A 19059-nucleotide genomic window follows, 5' to 3' on the forward strand; every position below is an offset into this window, starting at 1 on the left:
CTTTTTATGCGTTATGTATCTTTAATATTCGCACTTTTATTTGGGATGACTTCCTATTCTCAAGTGACACAAGAAATTTTCGAATCTTTTAAACTTCAAGAAAGAAGAGACGTAAATTACTTTTTTCCCGAAAATATGGATGAAACCAAAAAGTACCCTTTAATTATCGTACTTGACGGAGAATATCTTTTTGAACAGGTAGTAGCAACATCAAAATTTTATAGTCGATTTCATGGTATGCCACAAAGTATTGTTGTCGGTGTCAACCAAAGCGAAAATGACCTTAGATATGAAGATTGTGCCTTTGATCCAGAAAGTGGCCTACCTTCTGAAAAAGGCAAAAGCTTTTATGAATTTATTGGTATGGAACTTATACCTTACCTAGACCTCAACTACAGTACAGCGCCATTTAAAATGATTGTCGGCTATGATATTACCGCCAACTTTATGAACTACTGGCTTTTTAAAGATAATTCTGTCTTTGATGGCTATGTTAGCATATCACCAACGCTTGCACCTGAAATGGAAAGCAGAGTACCAATGCGGTTAGGCACTTTTGAAAATCAAATTTTTTATCAATTGATTGTTGAGGGTGAAGACAGTAAAGACAAGCAAAGAATTATGTCTCTCGACAAAGGCATCAAGGCGATAGAAAAAGAATCTTTACATTACTTCTTTGACGAATACACCAATGCCGACCATATTTCTGTTGCCACCTACGGTATCGGAAAAGCGTTCGACAACATTTTCGGTATGTTCAAACCTATTAGTCCGAAAGAATACAAAACTCAGATTCTTACTAGCGAAGAGCCGGTTTACAACTATTTAGAAAGCAAATACCAGGGCATTGTAGATATGTTCGGTTTTAGCAAGCCTGTTGAGCTAAATGATATTATGGCAATATATGCGGCATCTAGAAAGAAAGAAGATTTTGAGTCACTAAAACCCTTATCTGACCTTTGTAAAAAAGAATACCCAGAAACAATGCTTGGGTTTTATTTTGAAGCGGAGTACTATGAGCAACTTGGTGAACCAAAGAAAGCATTAAGAACATTTGAAAAAGCTTTTCAAATGAAAGAAATAGATTTTTTAACTAAAGAAATGGCCCTTGAAAAAATGGATGCTTTAAAAGCCGATTTCGGTTTTTAAAGAATATTATTAAACGGCTAGTCCCAAATTAGCCCAACCTACTTAAATATGATTAAAATTGACGCAATGTACTTCGTGTTCTCCGGAGTGCTATTTACCTATTTTGGATTAAAAGGAGAATTTATTTTAACCTATAACGGCATTGCCCTATTTATGGCGTGGGCATCATTTTTCCTCGCTTTTAGTGCTTTTAAAAAAGAAAGATCTAGTGATAGTTAGATCATAATTTCATTCTTAGATGTACTCATTCTAAACTTCTTGCTACCTTTAGCCTTTTCGATAAAAGCTAAAGATGGCCAAGACAAAAACTGCATTTTTTTGCCAAAATTGTGGAACCCAATATGCTAAATGGGTAGGACAGTGTTCTGCCTGTAAACAATGGAATACCGTTGTTGAAGAGGTAGTGCAAAAAGAAGAGAAGGCAAGCTGGAAAACTCCTTCTCAGACATCAAAAAGAGTTTCTAAACCTCTTTTGGTGAATGAAATCAGTATTGAAAAAGAAGTACGCCTAAACACTTTTGACCTTGAATTCAATAGAGTTCTTGGTGGCGGCTTAGTACCTGGCGCCCTAGTTTTACTTGGCGGCGAACCCGGCGTTGGTAAAAGTACGCTCCTTCTTCAAATCGCTTTAAAACTACCCTATAAGACACTATATGTTTCTGGTGAAGAAAGCCAAAAACAGATTAAAATGCGGGCCGATAGAATTCACCCAAACAGCCAAACCTGTTTTATTCTAACGGAAACAAAAACTCAAAATATCTTTAAACAAATTGAAGCTACAGAACCAGATATTGTAGTTATCGATTCTATACAAACATTACATTCAGATTATATAGAGTCTGCTGCAGGTAGCATTTCTCAAATTCGAGAATGTACGGCAGAGCTTATAAAATTTGCCAAAGAGACGAACACACCCGTAATACTTATCGGTCATATTACTAAAGATGGTTCTATTGCCGGGCCTAAAATTTTAGAACATATGGTCGATACCGTTCTTCAATTCGAGGGTGATCGAAACTATGTATATCGTATTCTAAGGTCGCTAAAAAACAGATTCGGATCAACCGCAGAGCTTGGTATTTATGAAATGCAAGGCAGCGGATTGCGCGAAGTCAATAACCCTTCAGAAGTATTGATTTCTAAAAACGATGATGGATTAAGTGGTACCGCCATTGCCTCGACCGTTGAAGGTATGCGGCCATTACTCATCGAAATTCAAGCTTTAGTCAGCACAGCAGTTTACGGCACACCTCAACGTTCAACAACTGGTTACAATGCAAAAAGATTAAATATGCTATTGGCCGTATTAGAAAAACGGGCAGGTTTTAAACTTGGAGCAAAAGATGTTTTCTTGAATATAACCGGTGGTATTTCAGTAGACGATCCTGCAATCGATTTAGCCGTTGTTGCAGCAATTCTATCAAGCAATGAAGACATCCCTATTGATAAGGGTATTTGCTTTGCTGCCGAAGTTGGGCTAGCTGGCGAAATTAGACCTGTACAAAGAGTAGAGCAACGAATTCTTGAAGCCGAAAAGCTCGGATACACTACTATTATCATTTCAAAGAATAATAAAATAGGACTCAAATCGACCAAAATAAAAATTCTTTTGGCTTCTAAAATCGAAGAAGTGGCAGCTAATTTATTCGGCTAGCGCTTATCTCTCATAATTCTGGCCAAAACCATAATAAAGACAATTACCACTATAGTAAGAACTACCTGTCCGAATCCGACTTGTAACAGTACAAGGTTTTGCATATTATGGTGCCGGATTAGGTATGGAGTTGTGAATACCTTCAATTTGCTGAATGATATCATCAGATAGATCCACATCTATGCTTCCAATATTTTCTTCTAATTGCCTTATACTTGTAGCGCCTATAATCGTACTGGTAACAAAAGGTCTAGAATTTACAAATGCCAATGCCATTTGTGCTAATGAAAGACCATTGGTTTGTGCCAAATCATAATATCTTTTTGTCGCCTCCACAGCTGTATCGCCAATATATCTATTATACTGCGGAAATAGACTTAACCTTGAACCTTCTGGCATTCTATCACCTAAATACTTTCCACTTAAAGCACCAAAGCCCATCGGAGAATATGCCAACAAACCTACCTGCTCTCTCATAGCTATTTCTGCCATACCTACTTCGAACAGTCTATTCAATAAACTATAAGGATTTTGAACAGTTATTGTTCTCGGTAATGTACCATGAACTTTACTTTCTTCTAAAAAACGCATGGTACCCCAAGGTGTTTCGTTAGATATACCTACATGTTTAATTTTACCTTCACGTATTAGATCGCGCATGGTTTCTAAAACCTGATGAATATTATCTTCCCAATGGTCAGATATATCATGCTTATAGCCTCTTTGACCGAAATAATTAGTACTTCTATCTGGCCAATGAAGTTGATATAAATCGATATAATCTGTCTGCAAACGTTCTAAACTACCTTCAACTGCATCAATAATTGATTCTCTGGTAAAGCCTGTAGTGCGAATAAATTTGCTCATTTCTGCTTTTCCGGCAATCTTAGTAGCTAGCACTATGTCTTCCCTATTGCCATTCTTCTTAAACCAATTTCCAATAACTTGCTCGGTAGCGGCATATCTATCTTTATGCGCAGGAACAGGATACAACTCAGCAGTATCTATAAAATTAATACCCTTATCAATGGCATAATTTATTTGATCATGCCCCTCTTCCTCGGTATTTTGATTACCCCAGGTCATTGTGCCCAAACAAATTTTACTTACTTCGATATCTGTATGCGGTAAATTGGTATAGATCATTCAATTATTCTATTTGCTAACATTAAACGCAAAACTACTAAATATTTTGAGGGTAGTTGTACCCATATAGTTAACTCTCTACCTCTATCAATATTGGGCAATGATCACTATGTTTCGCTTCAGACAATATTACCGATCTAGACAGCCTATCTTTCAATGTAGCCGCTACCATGGCATAGTCTAAACGCCAACCCTTATTGTTATTTCTAGCATTCGCCCTATAACTCCACCAGGTATAATTATCTGGCTCAGTATTAAACTCCCTAAAACTATCTATAAATCCGCTTTTCATGAAATCACCTATCCACTCTCGTTCAACTGGTAAAAAACCTGATACATTTTTTAAGCCTACAGGATTATGAATATCTATTGCTTCATGGCAAATGTTATAATCGCCCAAAACAATTAAATTAGGTTTTGTCAACCTCAATGCATTGGCATATTCTTGAAAATCTGCCATGTATGAAAGCTTTAAATCTAAACGCTGCATATTTGTGCCTGAAGGCAAATACATGCTCATGATAGAAATATCCCCGAAATCGGCACGAATATTTCTTCCCTCTAAATCCATATACGCTATGCCAGTGCCAAAAACCACATCATCTGGTTTTGTTTTTGAAAGTATGGCCACGCCACTGTAACCTTTCTTTTGTGCACTGTACCAATAATTGTATTTATAACCTACCTCTTCAAATAATGAAAGTTCCAGCTGATCCTCATTTGCCTTAATTTCTTGCAAACAAACTACATCTGGTGAAACTGCCACCAACCAATCTAAAAATCCTTTTTTTAATGCCGCCCTAATTCCATTTACATTGTAAGAAACAATCTTCATGTGTCTTCATTTTGGCTTAAAAATAAAAAAGAGTTGAAGATTATACGTGCTTACTTTCTATTAAAATCATAATTTCACAGCTTTTAAATCTTATTTGCATTTTAAAACGCATCTTATGAACAAGTTTATTTTTTCTATTCTCGTATTATGTATAACAACTTCATCATTTTCACAGGCGTATCGTGATAGTGATAATAGCCATGAAGTAAAATTAAATATTGGTCAATTTTTGGTTACTACCACTATTGAATTCGGTTATGAATACTATCTTAATGAAGATACCAGTATTGGCGGAACTATGTATTTCGATGGTAAAGCAACAGATTACAATGGTAATTTCGGTATCGGACCAAATTTAAGGGCTTATTTTGGCTACGGACCTAAAAGTGGTCTTTTCGCAGAAGTATTCGGACTTTATTATACTGGTGAGGATGATGTAGATTCTGAAGTTCTAGGCAATAGAAATTACGACTATTCTACTGTAGCACTAGGTCTTGGTGGCGGTTATAAATGGGCTACAAGAAGCCAAAAATTTACCATCGAATTAAATGGAGGGCTAGGAAGAAACATTAATCCTGAAGATTTTCAAGATGACTTTATGTTCAAAGCCGGTTTATCTTTAGGTTACCGCTTTTAATAGGTATTTTTGGGGTTTATCATCCTATGAAAAAACTAGTATTCTTAGTATTATTTATTAAAATCTCTTCAAGCCTTTTTGCACAGAATACTGTCGAAAAAGACAGTATTACAGAATTAAACGAAGTTATTGTTATAGACACGCTTACCGCAAAAAATGCTATTGGCATTATCCCATCACAAACCATTGGCACATCCACATTTGCAAATTATAGTCCTGTTGATTTTATTAGTTCCATTAATCAAGTTTCTGGTGTCTATGCGTTATCGGGTGCTTTGAACACCAATAGAATAACAATCAGAGGTGTGGGTGCGAGAACACTTTATGGAACCGATAAATTAAGACTTTACTACAACAACATACCTATTACAAACGGAACAGGTTCTTCAACGATTGAAGCGTTTGACCTAGAAAACCTAACCTCTGTTGAAATCATTAAAGGACCAAAAGGAACTGGATTTGGAACTAATTTAGGCGGAGCAATTATCTTGAATACCAAACAACTGAGCGACCAACCTACTAAGCTCACCAATAACACTACCATTGGTTCTTACGGATTATTTAAAAATAGTTTAGGATTTACTCATTCACAGGAGAATTTTTACATGACGCTTCAATACGGTCATATGGAAATTGACGGATACCGTGATAACAATAGATTTGAACGTGACGGATTTCTACTGAATACCATTTTTAAACTTTCAGCTAAAAGTGAAATCGGACTTCTGATAAATCATATTGACTACTCGGCTCAAATCGCTAGCTCAATAAGTCAAGAAGATTTCGATGAAGACCCTACCCAAGCTGCATTTACTTGGCAATCAGCCAAAGGATATGAAGACAACAATTATAGCCTAATAGGGCTTTCTCATACCTACTACGCAAATTCTAGTATTAAAAATACGACCAGTTTATTTTACACTTATTTAGACCATTATGAACCTGCGCCGTTCAATATTTTAGATGAATACACTAACGGCTATGGTTTTAGAACCTTATTCTCTGGTAAAATAAATATTTCTGAAAATGCCCTATTGTACACCTTCGGTGCTGAACTTTATAAAGATGAATACTCATGGGGAACTTTTGAAAACCTTTATAGAGATAACAATGGTAACGGAAGTTTACAAGGAGACAGATTATCTCAAAACAAAGAATTTCGAAGCCAAATTAATGCTTTCGCAACAGCTTCTTATTCATTTACGAATAAATTGACCGCACAATTGGGCTTAAATAGTAACAAAACTCAATATAATTTTAGAGATCTGTTTAACTCTGGTGAAACAAATACAAGTGCCAATAGGGATTTTAAAACCTTATTCTTACCTAGTTTAGATGTCAACTATGCTATTACCCCATTCAACCAATTATATGCGAACATTAGCCGCGGATTTTCTAACCCGAGTTTAGAAGAAACATTAACCCCTGACGGAATCATAAATACCGATATTGTTCAAGAAACGGGCACGAACTACGAAATTGGCATTGAACATAAAAGCAAAGACGATAGGCTAAAATTGGATGTCGCTTTTTACCTAATGCCCATTAATAATTTACTGGTCGCCAAACGCGTTGGCGACAACCAGTATATTGGGCGTAATGCGGGCAAAACCAAACATCAAGGTGTTGATCTAGACTGGAGTTATCGCATTAACTTAACCAATAAAATAACGATATCACCATTTATAAGTTACACCTATAGTAATCATAAATTCGTTGATTTCATAGATGAAGAGGTTGATGCAGATTACTCTGAAAATGCACTAACAGGTGTGCCAAAAAACAAAATAAATTCTGGAATACAGACGAATTTCGGAAACGGATTGTTTGCAAATATTACCCATCAATTTATTGATGAAATACCGTTAACAGATGCGAATTCACTTTATAGTAACTCCTTTAATTTATTGAACATTAAAGTGGGCTACAAAAATCAAATAACAGATAAATTACGTGTAGGCATAGATTTTGGTATCAATAATTTAACAGACACAAAGTATGCCCAATCAGTATTAATAAATGCTACCGGATTTGGAGGAAATGCCCCAAGGTATTTCTACCCTGGGAACACTGTTAATTATTACGGTGGTGTAAAACTGAATTACACCCTATAAATTATTCCATTTTTTTTAACCAAGTACTCATATCGACCGCATTATGAATAATACCTTTCAATGCCGATATAGCAACACGTTCTTGCTCCATTGAATCTCTATGTCTAATAGTAACAGTCTGGTCTTCTAAAGACTGGTGGTCAACAGTAATACAAAACGGAGTACCATTGGCATCTTGTCTTCTGTATCTTCTACCTACAGCATCTTTTTCATCATAAGTAACATTAAAATCCCACTTAAGATCATCAATAATTTCTTGTGCAATTTCTGGTAAACCATCTTTTTTAAGTAATGGTAAAATAGCAGCTTTTACAGGTGCCAAAACAGCTGGTAACTTAAGTACTGTTCTCGTTGTATTATTTTCTAATTCTTCTTCTTTAAGAGAGTTAGAGAATACTGCTAAGAACATTCTATCTAAACCAATAGATGTTTCTAATACATAAGGCACGTAGTTTTTATTTACCTCGTGATCAAAATATTGTAGTTTCTTTCCAGAAAACTTCTCATGACTGCTTAAATCAAAATCGGTACGAGAATGTATACCCTCTAATTCTTTAAATCCGAATGGAAAACGAAATTCTATATCAGAAGCTGCATCTGCATAATGTGCTAGTTTCTCATGGTCATGAAAACGATAATTATCTTGACCTAAACCAAGTGACAAGTGCCACTTCATTCTTTTTTCTTTCCAGATCTCGTACCACTCTTTCTGGGTACCTGGTTGTATAAAGAATTGCATTTCCATTTGTTCGAACTCACGCATTCTAAAAATAAACTGTCTAGCAACAATTTCATTTCTAAAAGCCTTACCGGTCTGTGCAATTCCGAAAGGAATTTTCATACGACCAGATTTCTGAACATTCAAGAAATTTACAAAAATACCTTGTGCAGTTTCTGGTCTAAGAAATAGATCCATTGCTGTTTCTGCATTGGCACCTAATTTTGTACCGAACATTAAATTGAACTGCTTTACCTCTGTCCAGTTTTTTGAACCTGACATTGGGCAAGCAATATCTAATTCTTCAATTAGCGCTTTAACATCGGCTAAATCTTCTTCTTGTAAAGATTTTGCCAATCTACTTAAAATGGTTTTTCCTTGCTCTTGATACTCAACTACTCGTTGGTTCGTTTGCAAAAACTGTTCTTTATCAAAAGCTTCGCCAAAACGTTTTTCAGCTTTACCGACTTCTTTTTCAATTTTCGCGTCGATTTTAGCTACATAATCTTCTACCAAAACATCTGCTCGATATCTTTTTTTAGAGTCTTTATTATCTATCAACGGATCATTGAAAGCATCAATATGTCCAGAAGCCTTCCAGGTTAATGGGTGCATAAAAATTGCAGCATCTAAGCCAACAATATTATCATTGAGCTGCACCATGGCTTTCCACCAATAGTCACGTATATTCTTTTTAAGTTCAACACCATTTTGACCGTAATCATAAATAGCACTTAACCCGTCATAAATTTCACTAGATTGAAATACATATCCGTATTCCTTTGCGTGAGAAATTACACGCTTAAAATCATCTTCTTGCTTTGCCATTTGGCAAAAATAGAACAATAGCCCAAAAAAAAAATAATTATTTCAATTCAAATTCAGAAGAAGTAATTAAACGTTCGTCTTCAAATACATTTAAAGTGTAATTACCTTCCATTAATGAACCTTCTGGTATGGTAATCGACTCGCATAAAGACTGGTCTAATCCTGTAAATATAAATTCGACTCTTTTGCTATAAACATTTCCATTTACAGTAATGGTATTAGCATTATCTTCAACAATCTGCTTATTGGGATCTAAAAACTGTAGATAAATAACTTTTTCATTATTAGCTTCACTCTCATCTGCCAAAACTGTAACGCAACCTCTTAATTTTTCAATTATAGATGCCTTGTTAGTTTTAGTCGGCTTTGTTCCACGAATTAATCTAAAACCGCTTCCTTCAGAATTTGCCATTTTCAAATAGCTCTTCGTCTTTAATTTCTGATTAAGTTCTAGTATTTTTCTTCTTTGTAAAGCTTCGGCTTCTGCTAAAGAATTACTGTTTGTTCTAAGATTTTCGATTTGCTTACGAGACTCATCGTACTTATCGGTAAGTAACATGTTGTTATAACGTAAGAAATTATTCTTTAAAATTAAGCTGTCGTTCTTAGACTCTAGCCTACGAAGTTCTGTTTTGAATTCTCTTAGCTTTTGAACCGTAAAGTTTAAACGCCCAACTGAATCTAGAAGTTCTTGTACTTTATATTTAGAATCTTGCAATTCTATTTCATTCATTTCACTTTTAGCAGATAAACGTGCTACATCTGCCTTCATTATAGTAAGGTCTTTTACCAAAATCTCTTTTTCTTGTTCTAAAAAACCAATTTGGGCATTTGACTGGGCATAACTATAGTAAAATGCAATTAGTAACGCTATAATAACAGCAACAAATGCTGCAAGTATTATTTTATAATTGAATTTGTTATCTTGACTGTCCATTTAATAAGCGGGCTGTAGGTTGTTTAATCTGTAAAATTTGATGAAAAACATAATTTCAAATATACTAAAGGATGTTACCAACATACTACTACCCATATCATGTTTTGGATGTAATGCTCGATTATATAGAGGAGAGGCTCTTCTCTGCACATCTTGCCGACATCAATTACCACTTACCGAGTATACATTTAACGATGAAAATGCCGTTGACCGTATTTTTTATGGTCGAATTAACATAAAAAAGGCAAATTCATTCTTATTCTTTACCGAAATTGGAATCGTAAAGAACCTTATCCATTTTCTAAAATATAAGAATCAAGAAGGTATTGGTCACTTTTTAGGCGACTGGCACGGACAAATTTTAAAAAAGCAAGGTCATTTGCCACAAATAGATTTTGTTATACCCGTACCATTGCACCGAAAGAAATTAAAAAAAAGAGGCTATAACCAAGTTGCACTTTTTGCCAAACAAATTGCCTATCACCTTAATGCAAGGTATGCAGATGATTTACTTATAAAAACAGCAAATACTAAAACCCAGACCAAGAAAACAAGATTAAACAGATGGTACGATAACAGGTCTTTGTACGAAATAATAAATAAAGAACTACTTGTAGATAAAACTATTTTATTGGTTGATGATGTAATTACAACTGGGGCTACTATAGAAATCTGCGCAAATACCTTTAAAGATATTAAAGGCGCTGTCATTTATATTTCTAGTATGGCCGTTGTACCAAAGAATTAGAATTCTATAAAATAAGTTGTTTCTTTGCGGTCGATAATCACACTAATGAGCAGAAAAATTTTAGGTTTTATATTTGTTTTTATCATCGTATTGGTTTCGTACCAATGTGCACAACGCGGTACACCGACAGGCGGACCAAAAGATATTACACCACCAGAATTAACGAGGGCCGAGCCACCTAATTTAACTACTAATTTTACGGGACAGAAAATTAGATTGTATTTTGATGAATTAGTGAAGCTAAAAGATATTCAAAAGCAACTGATTATTTCACCCCCTTTAAAAAATGCTCCGGTGCTTTCACCCATTGGCAATGCCAATAAATATGTTGAAATAACGATTAAAGATACCCTTGAGCCGAATACTACATATACATTTAACTTCGGTCAAGGTATTGTTGATAATAACGAAGAAAATCCGAAATCTTTTTTCACCTATGTTTTCTCTACTGGCGACTATATTGATTCATTATCGCTAACAGGTGTGATTAAAGATGCGTTCAATAAAAAAGCCGATGAATTTGTTAGTGTAATGCTCTATAAAATTGATAGTAGTTACACCGACTCTACAGTTTACAAGAGACCACCGAATTACATTACAAATACTCTAGATAGCGCAGTTATATTTAAACTTAATAATTTAAAAGAAGGTAAATACGCTTTGTTCGGTATTAAAGATGCAGCAGGAAATAATTTATTTGATCAAAAAACCGATAAAATAGGATTTGTAAGAGATACCATCAATTTGCCTACAGATTCTATTTATTTATTGAATCTATTTAAGGAAGTACCCGATTACAGTGTTGCCGTACCTAGTATGGAAGCTAGTAATAGAATTAGTTTTGGCTATTATGGTGATGGTACCGACATCTCTATTGAAACTATTACCGAAATACCCGATACCGTTAGAACAATAATTACCAAAGAAAGAGAAAAAGACACACTTAATTTCTGGTTTACACCTTATGAAATGGACTCTCTACTTTTCGTTATTACCAATGAAGCCTTAAAAGTAAAAGATACCTTCAAAGTTAAAAATAGAAAAGTAGCATTTGACTCTTTGAAAATTGCAATGAGCCAAAAGGGTAATATAGAAATGGATAAACCTATAAACCTTTTAAGCAATACGCCAATAATTAGGTTCGATAGTACCAAGATTAAATTGATGGATAAAGATTCTGTCGAAATTGCCTATAAATTAAAGCTTGACACACTTCAAAATTTATTGAATTTTGATTTTAAGGTTAATCCGGATCAAAGTTATAGAATGGAATTAGTGCCCGGTGCAGTAACTGATTTTTTCGAAACATCGAACGATTCGGTAGCATACTCATTTCGAACAAAGAGTGTTGCCGATTATGGCAACCTGACCTTGAGTTTAAATGGCAATTCTATTGTTTACCCCATAATTGTTCAGCTAACCAATGAAAAGGGAGATTTACAGCGAGAAATTTATGCTAGCGGACCACAAGAATATGTTTTTAACAATCTGAACCCAGGTAAATACCAAGCTAGAGTCATATTCGATATGAACGGTAATGGAAAATGGGATACCGGTAGTTTCTTAGAACATAGACAACCTGAAAAAATAAGCTATTACCCCACGTTAATAGAATTACGTGCCAATTGGGAAAAAATAGAGACATTTAATTTAATAGATTAAAATCTAAAAAAAATTTAAAATGAAATATTTAATTATAATAGCTACATTTTTATTTGCCAATTTAATATTCGGACAGATAAATCATATAAACGATGAATCTGGCACATTTCAAACTGGTAATATTGATTCTCCTTTTTTAAGAGTTTCTAATCAATCGGGAAATAAAATAGAAGGAAGCATATATTTAAACGATAATTGGGAACAAGCAACTATCCTCGATAAAAATCTGAACAGAACCACTGTATTAGCTAAATTTAATGCATATAATAGTGAAATAGAGATATTTAAAGATGATACTACAAGTGCTTTATTACCTGTACCAGGGCTAAATGTTACTTTAAACCAAAAGAAATTTGTTGCCGTATTAATTGAAGATAAATTTGTTTTCGCCGAAATCTTAGTAGAAGGAAAGAACAATCTATATAAAGTTTATGATATTAAAATCAACAAAGCTCCTTCTGATGCTAAATTATTAAACCTAGAAAGTACAGATAGAGTGGTTATAACCTCTAATCTATATTACGAAAAAGATGGCATTATCAATGAATTTCCTATTTCCAAAAAAGATATCAACGAAACCTTAGATTCACAAATGATAAAATCTTCGAAAACAGAACGTCTATCATTGAAGAAAGAAGAAGATATTATTAAGCTATTTAAACTGGCGAATGCAAGATAATTTTCTATGTAATTGTAAAATCATCCCTGTCATTTAGAAAACGAAGCTTTTTACGAACGAGGTCAATTTTTTCCTTCTCTAACTCTACAATAATCGTTTCTTCTTTTTCGGTAAGCGAAATCAACTCGCCTAGTGGGTCGTATACGCTAGAATGCCCTGGGTATTGATGACCTACCTCATCTACACCAACACGATTTACACCAATACCATAAACCATATTCTCAATGGCTCTTGCTTTTAACAATGCATCCCAAGCATTAATTCTTGGTGTAGGCCAATTTGCCGTATACAATAACACATCAAAATTTTCTGTATTTCTACTCCAAACCGGAAAACGAAGATCATAACATACTAAAGGGCAAATAGCAAACCCCCTAAAATGCACTATTAATCTTTCGGTACCTGCCGTATATTTTTCATGTTCACCTGCCAAGGTAAACGTATGCCGTTTGTCATAGCTGTCATATTCTCCATTAGGTTTTACAAAAAAAAGCCTATTGTAATAATTTCCGTTATCATAAAATACCGTACTGCCAATAACAGCGCTTTTTTTATAGTCTGCCATTTTTATCATCCAATCTAAGGTTATTAAACCTTCTTGGTTATCAATATTAGCAGGTGACATAGTAAAACCCGTAGTAAACATTTCTGGTAGTACTATAAGATCAATATCTTGTTCGATTTGTTCAATTTTATCACCGAACATACCTCTATTTGCACTAGGGTTTTCCCAATGTAAAGAAGATTGAATTAACGCTATTTTTAAACGACTGTTAATCTGTTGCATAAAAGTTATTCCAATAAATCTACAAAAGCGCTTAAGCCTTGAGTTTTAGCAAGATCTAAAGCACTATTTCCTCTATTATCTTTTATCGATTTATCTGCGCCGTTGGCAATTAATAACTTCGCAATATCTAAGCGATTAAATTGCGTGGCATATATAAGACACGTAGCACCCATTGCATTACGCTCATTTAACTGTGCCTTCTTTTCTATCAATAATTTTGCGATATCAGTAAAACCTTTAAAACAAACACCCATTAAAGCTGTATTACCTGAGGCATCTACAGCATCAATCTTTGCACCTTTGCCCAATAGAAGTGATGCAATCTCCATTTCATCATAATACGCTGCTAAAATTAATGGTGTCGATCCTCTAGCATCTTTACTATTAACAAGTACAGGATTCTTTTCTAACATAGATTTAACCTCGTTAAAACTACCTTCTCTTATTCCTTTAAAAAAAAACTCGTTCATAAGATTGTATTATAAATTATTCTCATTATTCAGAAAACAGAAGCAATTGAACTAAGAAGTATTTTCTTACTGTTCGACAAATTTTTCCTACCTTAAAGATAATATGTACCTTTAATTAAAATTTTAGAACTTTTGAAAACATTAGCCGTTGACTTTCTTTTAAAGGAGTCCCCCAACGCAATTGCTATCGTCGATACTAAGTTAAACTTTATTAGCTACTCTAACCAGTGGCATCAAAAATTTAGTCTTAACAAAACTGATAATAATAACAAACCCCTGTTTGACAACATTATCGAAATGCCCGATTCATTTAAAATTGCCTTAAAAAAAGCTATAAATGGGGAAGAGGACATCAATCATGGGCGAAAATTTATATTACCCGATGGCAACCTTCAATGGTTAAAATGGAAAATTATACCTTCTAAAACTGAGAATCATGGTTTTGACGGCGCCATAATTTTTATGGATGATATAACTATTGAACAAAAAGAAATAGAACTATTACATAAAGCTGAAGAGGTTGCCAGAATAGGATGCTGGGAACTCGATTTACTTAATAACACCGTAAACTGGACAAAAACTACGAAAGATATTCACGAAGTAGCCATTGATTTTGTTCCGAATTTAGAAGAAGGCATAAACTTTTATAAAGAAGGTATTCACAGAGACAAGATTACCCAATTAGTTGGTTTGGCAATTAACGAAGGTAAACCGTTTGAAACTGAGTTAATTATTATTACTGCCAAAGGAAATGAAGTTTGGGTTTGCGCAAAAGGTGAAGTTGAGTTGTTAAATGGTAAAGCGGTTAGACTTATTGGTACTTTTCAAGATATAGATGAACGAAAGAAAATCGAATTAGCTCATCAAGAAATCTCAGAGCGTTTAAAAATTACAACTCAAACTGCACAAATTGGTACTTGGAATTATGATCTAACTGAAAATGAATTAGAATGGGATCATGAAATGTATAGAATCTTTGATATTGATAAAAATCAATTTTCAGGGGTTTTTAAAGCTTGGTCATCGGCAATACATCCAGATGATTTAGAAAGAACATTGGCTGCTACAAACGATGCTATCAATGGTATTAAAGATTTCGATGAAGAGTTTAGAATAAAACATAAAGATGGCAATATAAAATTTATTAGAGGGCTATCAAAGACCATTAAAGACCTACATGGTAATACCATTAAAATGACGGGGGCAAATTGGGATATTACAGAACTTCGTAGTACTGAATTTGAATTAGCCGAAAGTACTAAACTGTTCGCTAAAACCTTTGAAAATTCTGCCATTGGCATGGCATTGGTAAGTTCGGATCTTAAATGGCTTAAAGTAAACAAAAGCCTATCTCAAAGTTTAGGGTATTCTGAAGAAGAGTTATTAAAAATGACCTCAATGGATATTACTCACCCAGATGATTTAACGGGCAGTAATTCTTTTAAAAATAATGTTGTTAAGGGCAACGATGAAAATTTGCAATTTCAGAAAAGGTTTTTTCATAAAAATGGCAATATAGTTCATGCAATTATTGGGGCAACCCCTGTAAATGACCTAAATGGCAAAGTAAGCCATGTAATTACTCAATTTTTAGATATTACCGACCGAATTGAAGCTCAAAAAAAATTAGAAGCATTGGTAGACGTTACCAAAAGCCAAAATGAAAGTTTAACCAATTTCGCCCATATTGTATCGCATAACCTAAGGTCGCATTCTACTAACATGACCATGCTTACCAAATTTTTAAATGAAGAGGAAGATGAAAATGAGGTTAAAAATTTAAATAAAATGATCACAAGCGCTAGCCAAAGTTTATCTGAAACCATAGCGCATTTAAATGATGTAGTACAAGTAAAAACCGGTGCACTTGAACAAATGCAAAGCATTAGTGTACTCAGCACAATCAATCAAATAACCAAGAGTATAAACGGCTTACTCGAAGAACAGCGCGCAATATTAAATATTGATGTAAATAAATCGCATTTTGCACATGCAGTACCAGCATATTTAGAAAGTATATTTTTAAACGTTGTTACTAATGCTTTAAAATATAGGGCGAAAGAAAGAACACCTGTTATTGATATAAAATCTCAAATTAAGAAAAATAATATTCTAATTTCATTTACAGATAATGGTCAAGGCATCGATTTAAAAAGACATGGCGAAAACATATTTGGTATGTATAAAACTTTTCATAAACATAAAGATGCCAAAGGAATAGGGTTATTTATAACCAAAAACCAAATAGAATCAATGAATGGTAGCATAAGCATTGAAAGTGAAGTTGACAAAGGCACTACTATATTCATTAAACTTAAACAGGCATAATAAAATAATTATGAATAAAATTGAACTCTGCTGCATAATAGATGACGACCCCATATTTGTTTATGGCACAAAGAGAATAATGAAAGAAGTAGGTTTTGCAAAATCTATACTTGTCTATAGTGATGGACAAGCAGCTCTTGACGGACTCACAAAATTATGCATCGCCAAAGAACCATTGCCCGATGTTATATTTTTAGATTTAAATATGCCAATTCTAAATGGTTGGGAATTTTTAGATGAATTTAAAAACTATAAAAGTAAAAGATCTAAAAAAATTGTAATCTACATCATTAGCTCTTCGGTTGATCCTAGAGACTTAGAAAGGGTCAAAAATTATGACCAAGTAGACACCTATATTCTAAAACCGATTACACCAGATGACCTTATAAAAATATTAGGTACTGTTGTTGAAAATTAAGCTAGAGACTTAAATATCAGACAAAACACTATTGTTAATAAAAATGAGGGCAACTTATTTAAGTGACCAATAGTAGTATATCATCATTTATATAACTTAGTCACCAGGTAATTTGTTATCTTTTTTTACCCAAGATAGAGGGGTATTTACCTTTGAAATAATTAAAAATGAGCATATTTTCTAGTTGTTGCATCATAGATGACGATGAATTTTTTTCGTTGAGTAGTAAGAATATTTTGAAGCATCATAACTTTAGTGACAATATTCTATATTATTCGGGTGGTCAAGAGGCATTAGACGGTCTTATTGGCTTACTTGTTGAAAATATTAAGCTGCCAGATGTTATTTTTCTAGACTTAAACATGCCCAATAAAGACGGGTGGTCGTTTTTGGAAGAATTTGAAGCCCTACCCCAAGATAAAATAGAGCATATTAAAATTTATATTACCAGTTCGTTCATAAGTCCTAAATACATGGAGAAGGCTAAACATTACAAATTGGTTAAAGATTATATCGTTAAACCTTTAACTGAAAGTGCCGTTAAAAAAATAATCGACTCAAAAGAAATAGTATAAAATTATCTTACCCCTGGGCTAAAATCTAAAGGAGCATTTTGCGGCTGATTTATTGTACCCTCATCACCTGTATCATTATAAATAGTCCATTCTGTTATCGTAAAAACCGGATTACCTGAAACTATTTCTATTTTTCTCACAGCCTTACCATCTTCAAATTCATGGTCTGTATTACTACCATCTTCACCAATGACACCGAAAATATCTATGATTCTACCGAAAGGGTCTACTAACACAATTGTATCATCACCATTAGAATCTGCGGGAGAATTTGTACCAACTGCTATATCAGGATCAAAACCATACACATTTTTAAACTCTTCTGAGTTGGGCGAAATGACCAATAATCCGTTGGCTTCAATTATATATTCAGATAAATCTATACTAGAACTAACCTCACTATTATCATTTGTATACCGCTCCAATACCCATCCATTTAACGAAAGACTTTCTACAGATGCATTATAAAGCTCTACAAATCGCGCTCCCGCATTATTATCGGGGTCAGCAATTTCAGATATAAAAATTGAAGAAGACGTAAATTCATCTATCAAATCTTCGCATCGTTCTTGGTTAAATGAAAGATCATCTACACTTCTTATTATCAATTGAAATTTATTATTATCCATCGTTAAAATTCCGGTGGCTGTTCCCATTTTATCGGGGAGTATTTCGGCTTGAAAATCAGCATAACCACTGTTTACTATTACCAATTCATTATCGTCACAATCAATCAATGTTCGCAATGTTTCTTCTTCTTTAATCGCAAACGTTTCGCCTAGCTCTTCTTGCTTTATCTCCACATCAGTTACAACAACCAATGTATTCAACATAGACTCATTTATTTCAGATACTTTAACCGAAGTAGGCACAATGCCAACATTCTCTTTACAAGAGATCAATACATGGTCGAAAACCACATTTTTAGGCAGCCTACCTACGCTACGGTTACCAAAAGAAGTAAATACCCCGCCAATTTTGTAAACCCCTTTAGACTCGCCCAAGTACAACCCTTTTAACTTAATTATTACCTGTTGCCCTACATTAAAGAACAAATGAGCATCTCTTAATTCTAATTCGATTTGCATTCCATCGGTCGGATTACTTGGCTCATCTTGAAAATGTATGATATTGAAAAAATTACCTTCTTTATCCGAAGAGATTACATAACCATTAATTACCAAGTCTTCTTGAATTTGAATAGTCTCGCCATTATACATATTCTTTAATTCTGATATACTTATAAACGTAAACACAGCATCAGAACATTCTAAATCTGGCGCATCAAATTCCTTATCTTTTACACATGATGATAGTATAATACCGATGATCATCATCCAATAAAATATGTTACGTTCTATCTTCATACTATTT

Annotated in this window: 18 protein-coding genes; 11 read left to right on the forward strand and 7 right to left on the reverse strand. The window is 34.0% G+C overall.

The window, feature by feature from the left end; all coding sequences use genetic code 11:
* Nucleotides 1-6: 6 nt before the first annotated feature.
* From ACEN2N_RS07445 to radA, 3 genes are all read left to right on the forward strand, one after another.
* Nucleotides 7-1149 (forward strand): alpha/beta hydrolase, encoded by a 1143-nt coding sequence (locus ACEN2N_RS07445; RefSeq protein WP_441823733.1) that lies wholly within the window; start codon nt 7-9, stop codon nt 1147-1149.
* Nucleotides 1150-1197: 48 nt separating this feature from the next.
* Complete coding sequence (locus tag ACEN2N_RS07450; RefSeq protein ID WP_424003252.1) at nt 1198-1368, forward strand: hypothetical protein; 171 nt, start codon at nt 1198-1200, stop codon at nt 1366-1368.
* A 73-nt stretch (nt 1369-1441) separates the two neighbouring features.
* Nucleotides 1442-2803: a DNA repair protein RadA gene (gene radA, locus ACEN2N_RS07455; protein WP_424003254.1), complete on the forward strand. Its 1362-nt coding sequence runs from the start codon at nt 1442-1444 to the stop codon at nt 2801-2803.
* 105 nt (nt 2804-2908) lie between these two features.
* Here the strand turns inward: radA and ACEN2N_RS07460 are convergent, their stop codons facing one another.
* Together ACEN2N_RS07460 and ACEN2N_RS07465 are read right to left on the reverse strand one after the other, a co-directional pair.
* Nucleotides 2909-3949, reverse strand: a complete 1041-nt coding sequence (locus ACEN2N_RS07460) for an aldo/keto reductase (protein WP_441823734.1) — start codon at nt 3947-3949, stop codon at nt 2909-2911.
* 70 nt (nt 3950-4019) lie between these two features.
* A complete protein-coding gene (locus ACEN2N_RS07465; protein WP_441823735.1) occupies nt 4020-4784 on the reverse strand; it encodes an exodeoxyribonuclease III in 765 nt (254 codons plus the stop codon).
* 115 nt (nt 4785-4899) lie between these two features.
* Here ACEN2N_RS07465 and ACEN2N_RS07470 point away from each other — a divergent pair, with 115 nt between their 5' ends.
* The gene (locus ACEN2N_RS07470; RefSeq protein ID WP_441823736.1) at nt 4900-5421 is read left to right on the forward strand and encodes a hypothetical protein; all 522 of its coding nucleotides are present in this window, start codon (nt 4900-4902) and stop codon (nt 5419-5421) included.
* 26 nt (nt 5422-5447) lie between these two features.
* Nucleotides 5448-7535, forward strand: coding sequence for a TonB-dependent receptor domain-containing protein (locus tag ACEN2N_RS07475; protein ID WP_441823737.1), 2088 nt, complete (start codon nt 5448-5450; stop codon nt 7533-7535).
* 1 nt (nt 7536) lies between these two features.
* Here the strand turns inward: ACEN2N_RS07475 and ACEN2N_RS07480 are convergent, their stop codons facing one another.
* Nucleotides 7537-9081, reverse strand: coding sequence for a glycine--tRNA ligase (locus ACEN2N_RS07480; protein ID WP_424003264.1), 1545 nt, complete (start codon nt 9079-9081; stop codon nt 7537-7539).
* A 37-nt stretch (nt 9082-9118) separates the two neighbouring features.
* Nucleotides 9119-10018 carry a hypothetical protein gene (locus tag ACEN2N_RS07485; protein ID WP_424003266.1) on the reverse strand — a complete coding sequence of 300 codons (900 nt, stop codon included), beginning with the start codon at nt 10016-10018 and terminating at the stop codon, nt 9119-9121.
* A gap of 40 nt (nt 10019-10058) precedes the next feature.
* On the opposite strand from ACEN2N_RS07485, the gene ACEN2N_RS07490 reads away from it, so the two are divergent.
* From ACEN2N_RS07490 to ACEN2N_RS07500, 3 genes are read left to right on the forward strand one after another with little or no spacing between them, the layout of a single operon-like run.
* A complete protein-coding gene (locus ACEN2N_RS07490; RefSeq protein ID WP_441823738.1) occupies nt 10059-10766 on the forward strand; it encodes a ComF family protein in 708 nt (235 codons plus the stop codon).
* Nucleotides 10767-10811: 45 nt separating this feature from the next.
* Nucleotides 10812-12428, forward strand: a complete 1617-nt coding sequence (locus ACEN2N_RS07495) for an Ig-like domain-containing protein (protein WP_441823739.1) — start codon at nt 10812-10814, stop codon at nt 12426-12428.
* A gap of 19 nt (nt 12429-12447) precedes the next feature.
* Entirely contained in the window at nt 12448-13107 is a 660-nt protein-coding gene (locus ACEN2N_RS07500; RefSeq protein ID WP_441823740.1) for a hypothetical protein, read from the forward strand.
* A 4-nt stretch (nt 13108-13111) separates the two neighbouring features.
* On the opposite strand, the gene ACEN2N_RS07505 is transcribed toward ACEN2N_RS07500, so the two are convergent.
* Both ACEN2N_RS07505 and ACEN2N_RS07510 read right to left on the reverse strand, forming a co-directional pair.
* Nucleotides 13112-13894, reverse strand: a complete 783-nt coding sequence (locus tag ACEN2N_RS07505) for an amidohydrolase (RefSeq protein ID WP_441823741.1) — start codon at nt 13892-13894, stop codon at nt 13112-13114.
* A gap of 5 nt (nt 13895-13899) precedes the next feature.
* The gene (locus ACEN2N_RS07510) at nt 13900-14364 is read right to left on the reverse strand and encodes an ankyrin repeat domain-containing protein (RefSeq protein WP_441823742.1); all 465 of its coding nucleotides are present in this window, start codon (nt 14362-14364) and stop codon (nt 13900-13902) included.
* Nucleotides 14365-14496: 132 nt separating this feature from the next.
* Between ACEN2N_RS07510 and ACEN2N_RS07515 the strand changes: the two genes are divergently transcribed.
* From ACEN2N_RS07515 to ACEN2N_RS07525, 3 genes are all read left to right on the forward strand, one after another.
* Nucleotides 14497-16692 carry a PAS domain-containing sensor histidine kinase gene (locus tag ACEN2N_RS07515; RefSeq protein ID WP_441823743.1) on the forward strand — a complete coding sequence of 732 codons (2196 nt, stop codon included), beginning with the start codon at nt 14497-14499 and terminating at the stop codon, nt 16690-16692.
* Between the two features lie 10 nt (nt 16693-16702).
* Nucleotides 16703-17110, forward strand: a complete 408-nt coding sequence (locus ACEN2N_RS07520; protein ID WP_441823744.1) for a response regulator — start codon at nt 16703-16705, stop codon at nt 17108-17110.
* Between the two features lie 167 nt (nt 17111-17277).
* Nucleotides 17278-17685, forward strand: a complete 408-nt coding sequence (locus ACEN2N_RS07525) for a response regulator (protein WP_441823745.1) — start codon at nt 17278-17280, stop codon at nt 17683-17685.
* 2 nt (nt 17686-17687) lie between these two features.
* On the opposite strand, the gene ACEN2N_RS07530 is transcribed toward ACEN2N_RS07525, so the two are convergent.
* Nucleotides 17688-19052: a DUF5689 domain-containing protein gene (locus tag ACEN2N_RS07530; protein WP_441823746.1), complete on the reverse strand. Its 1365-nt coding sequence runs from the start codon at nt 19050-19052 to the stop codon at nt 17688-17690.
* Nucleotides 19053-19059 lie beyond the last annotated feature (7 nt).

This window comes from Maribacter spongiicola, assembly GCF_052119685.1.
GTDB lineage: Bacteria > Bacteroidota > Bacteroidia > Flavobacteriales > Flavobacteriaceae > Maribacter > Maribacter spongiicola_A.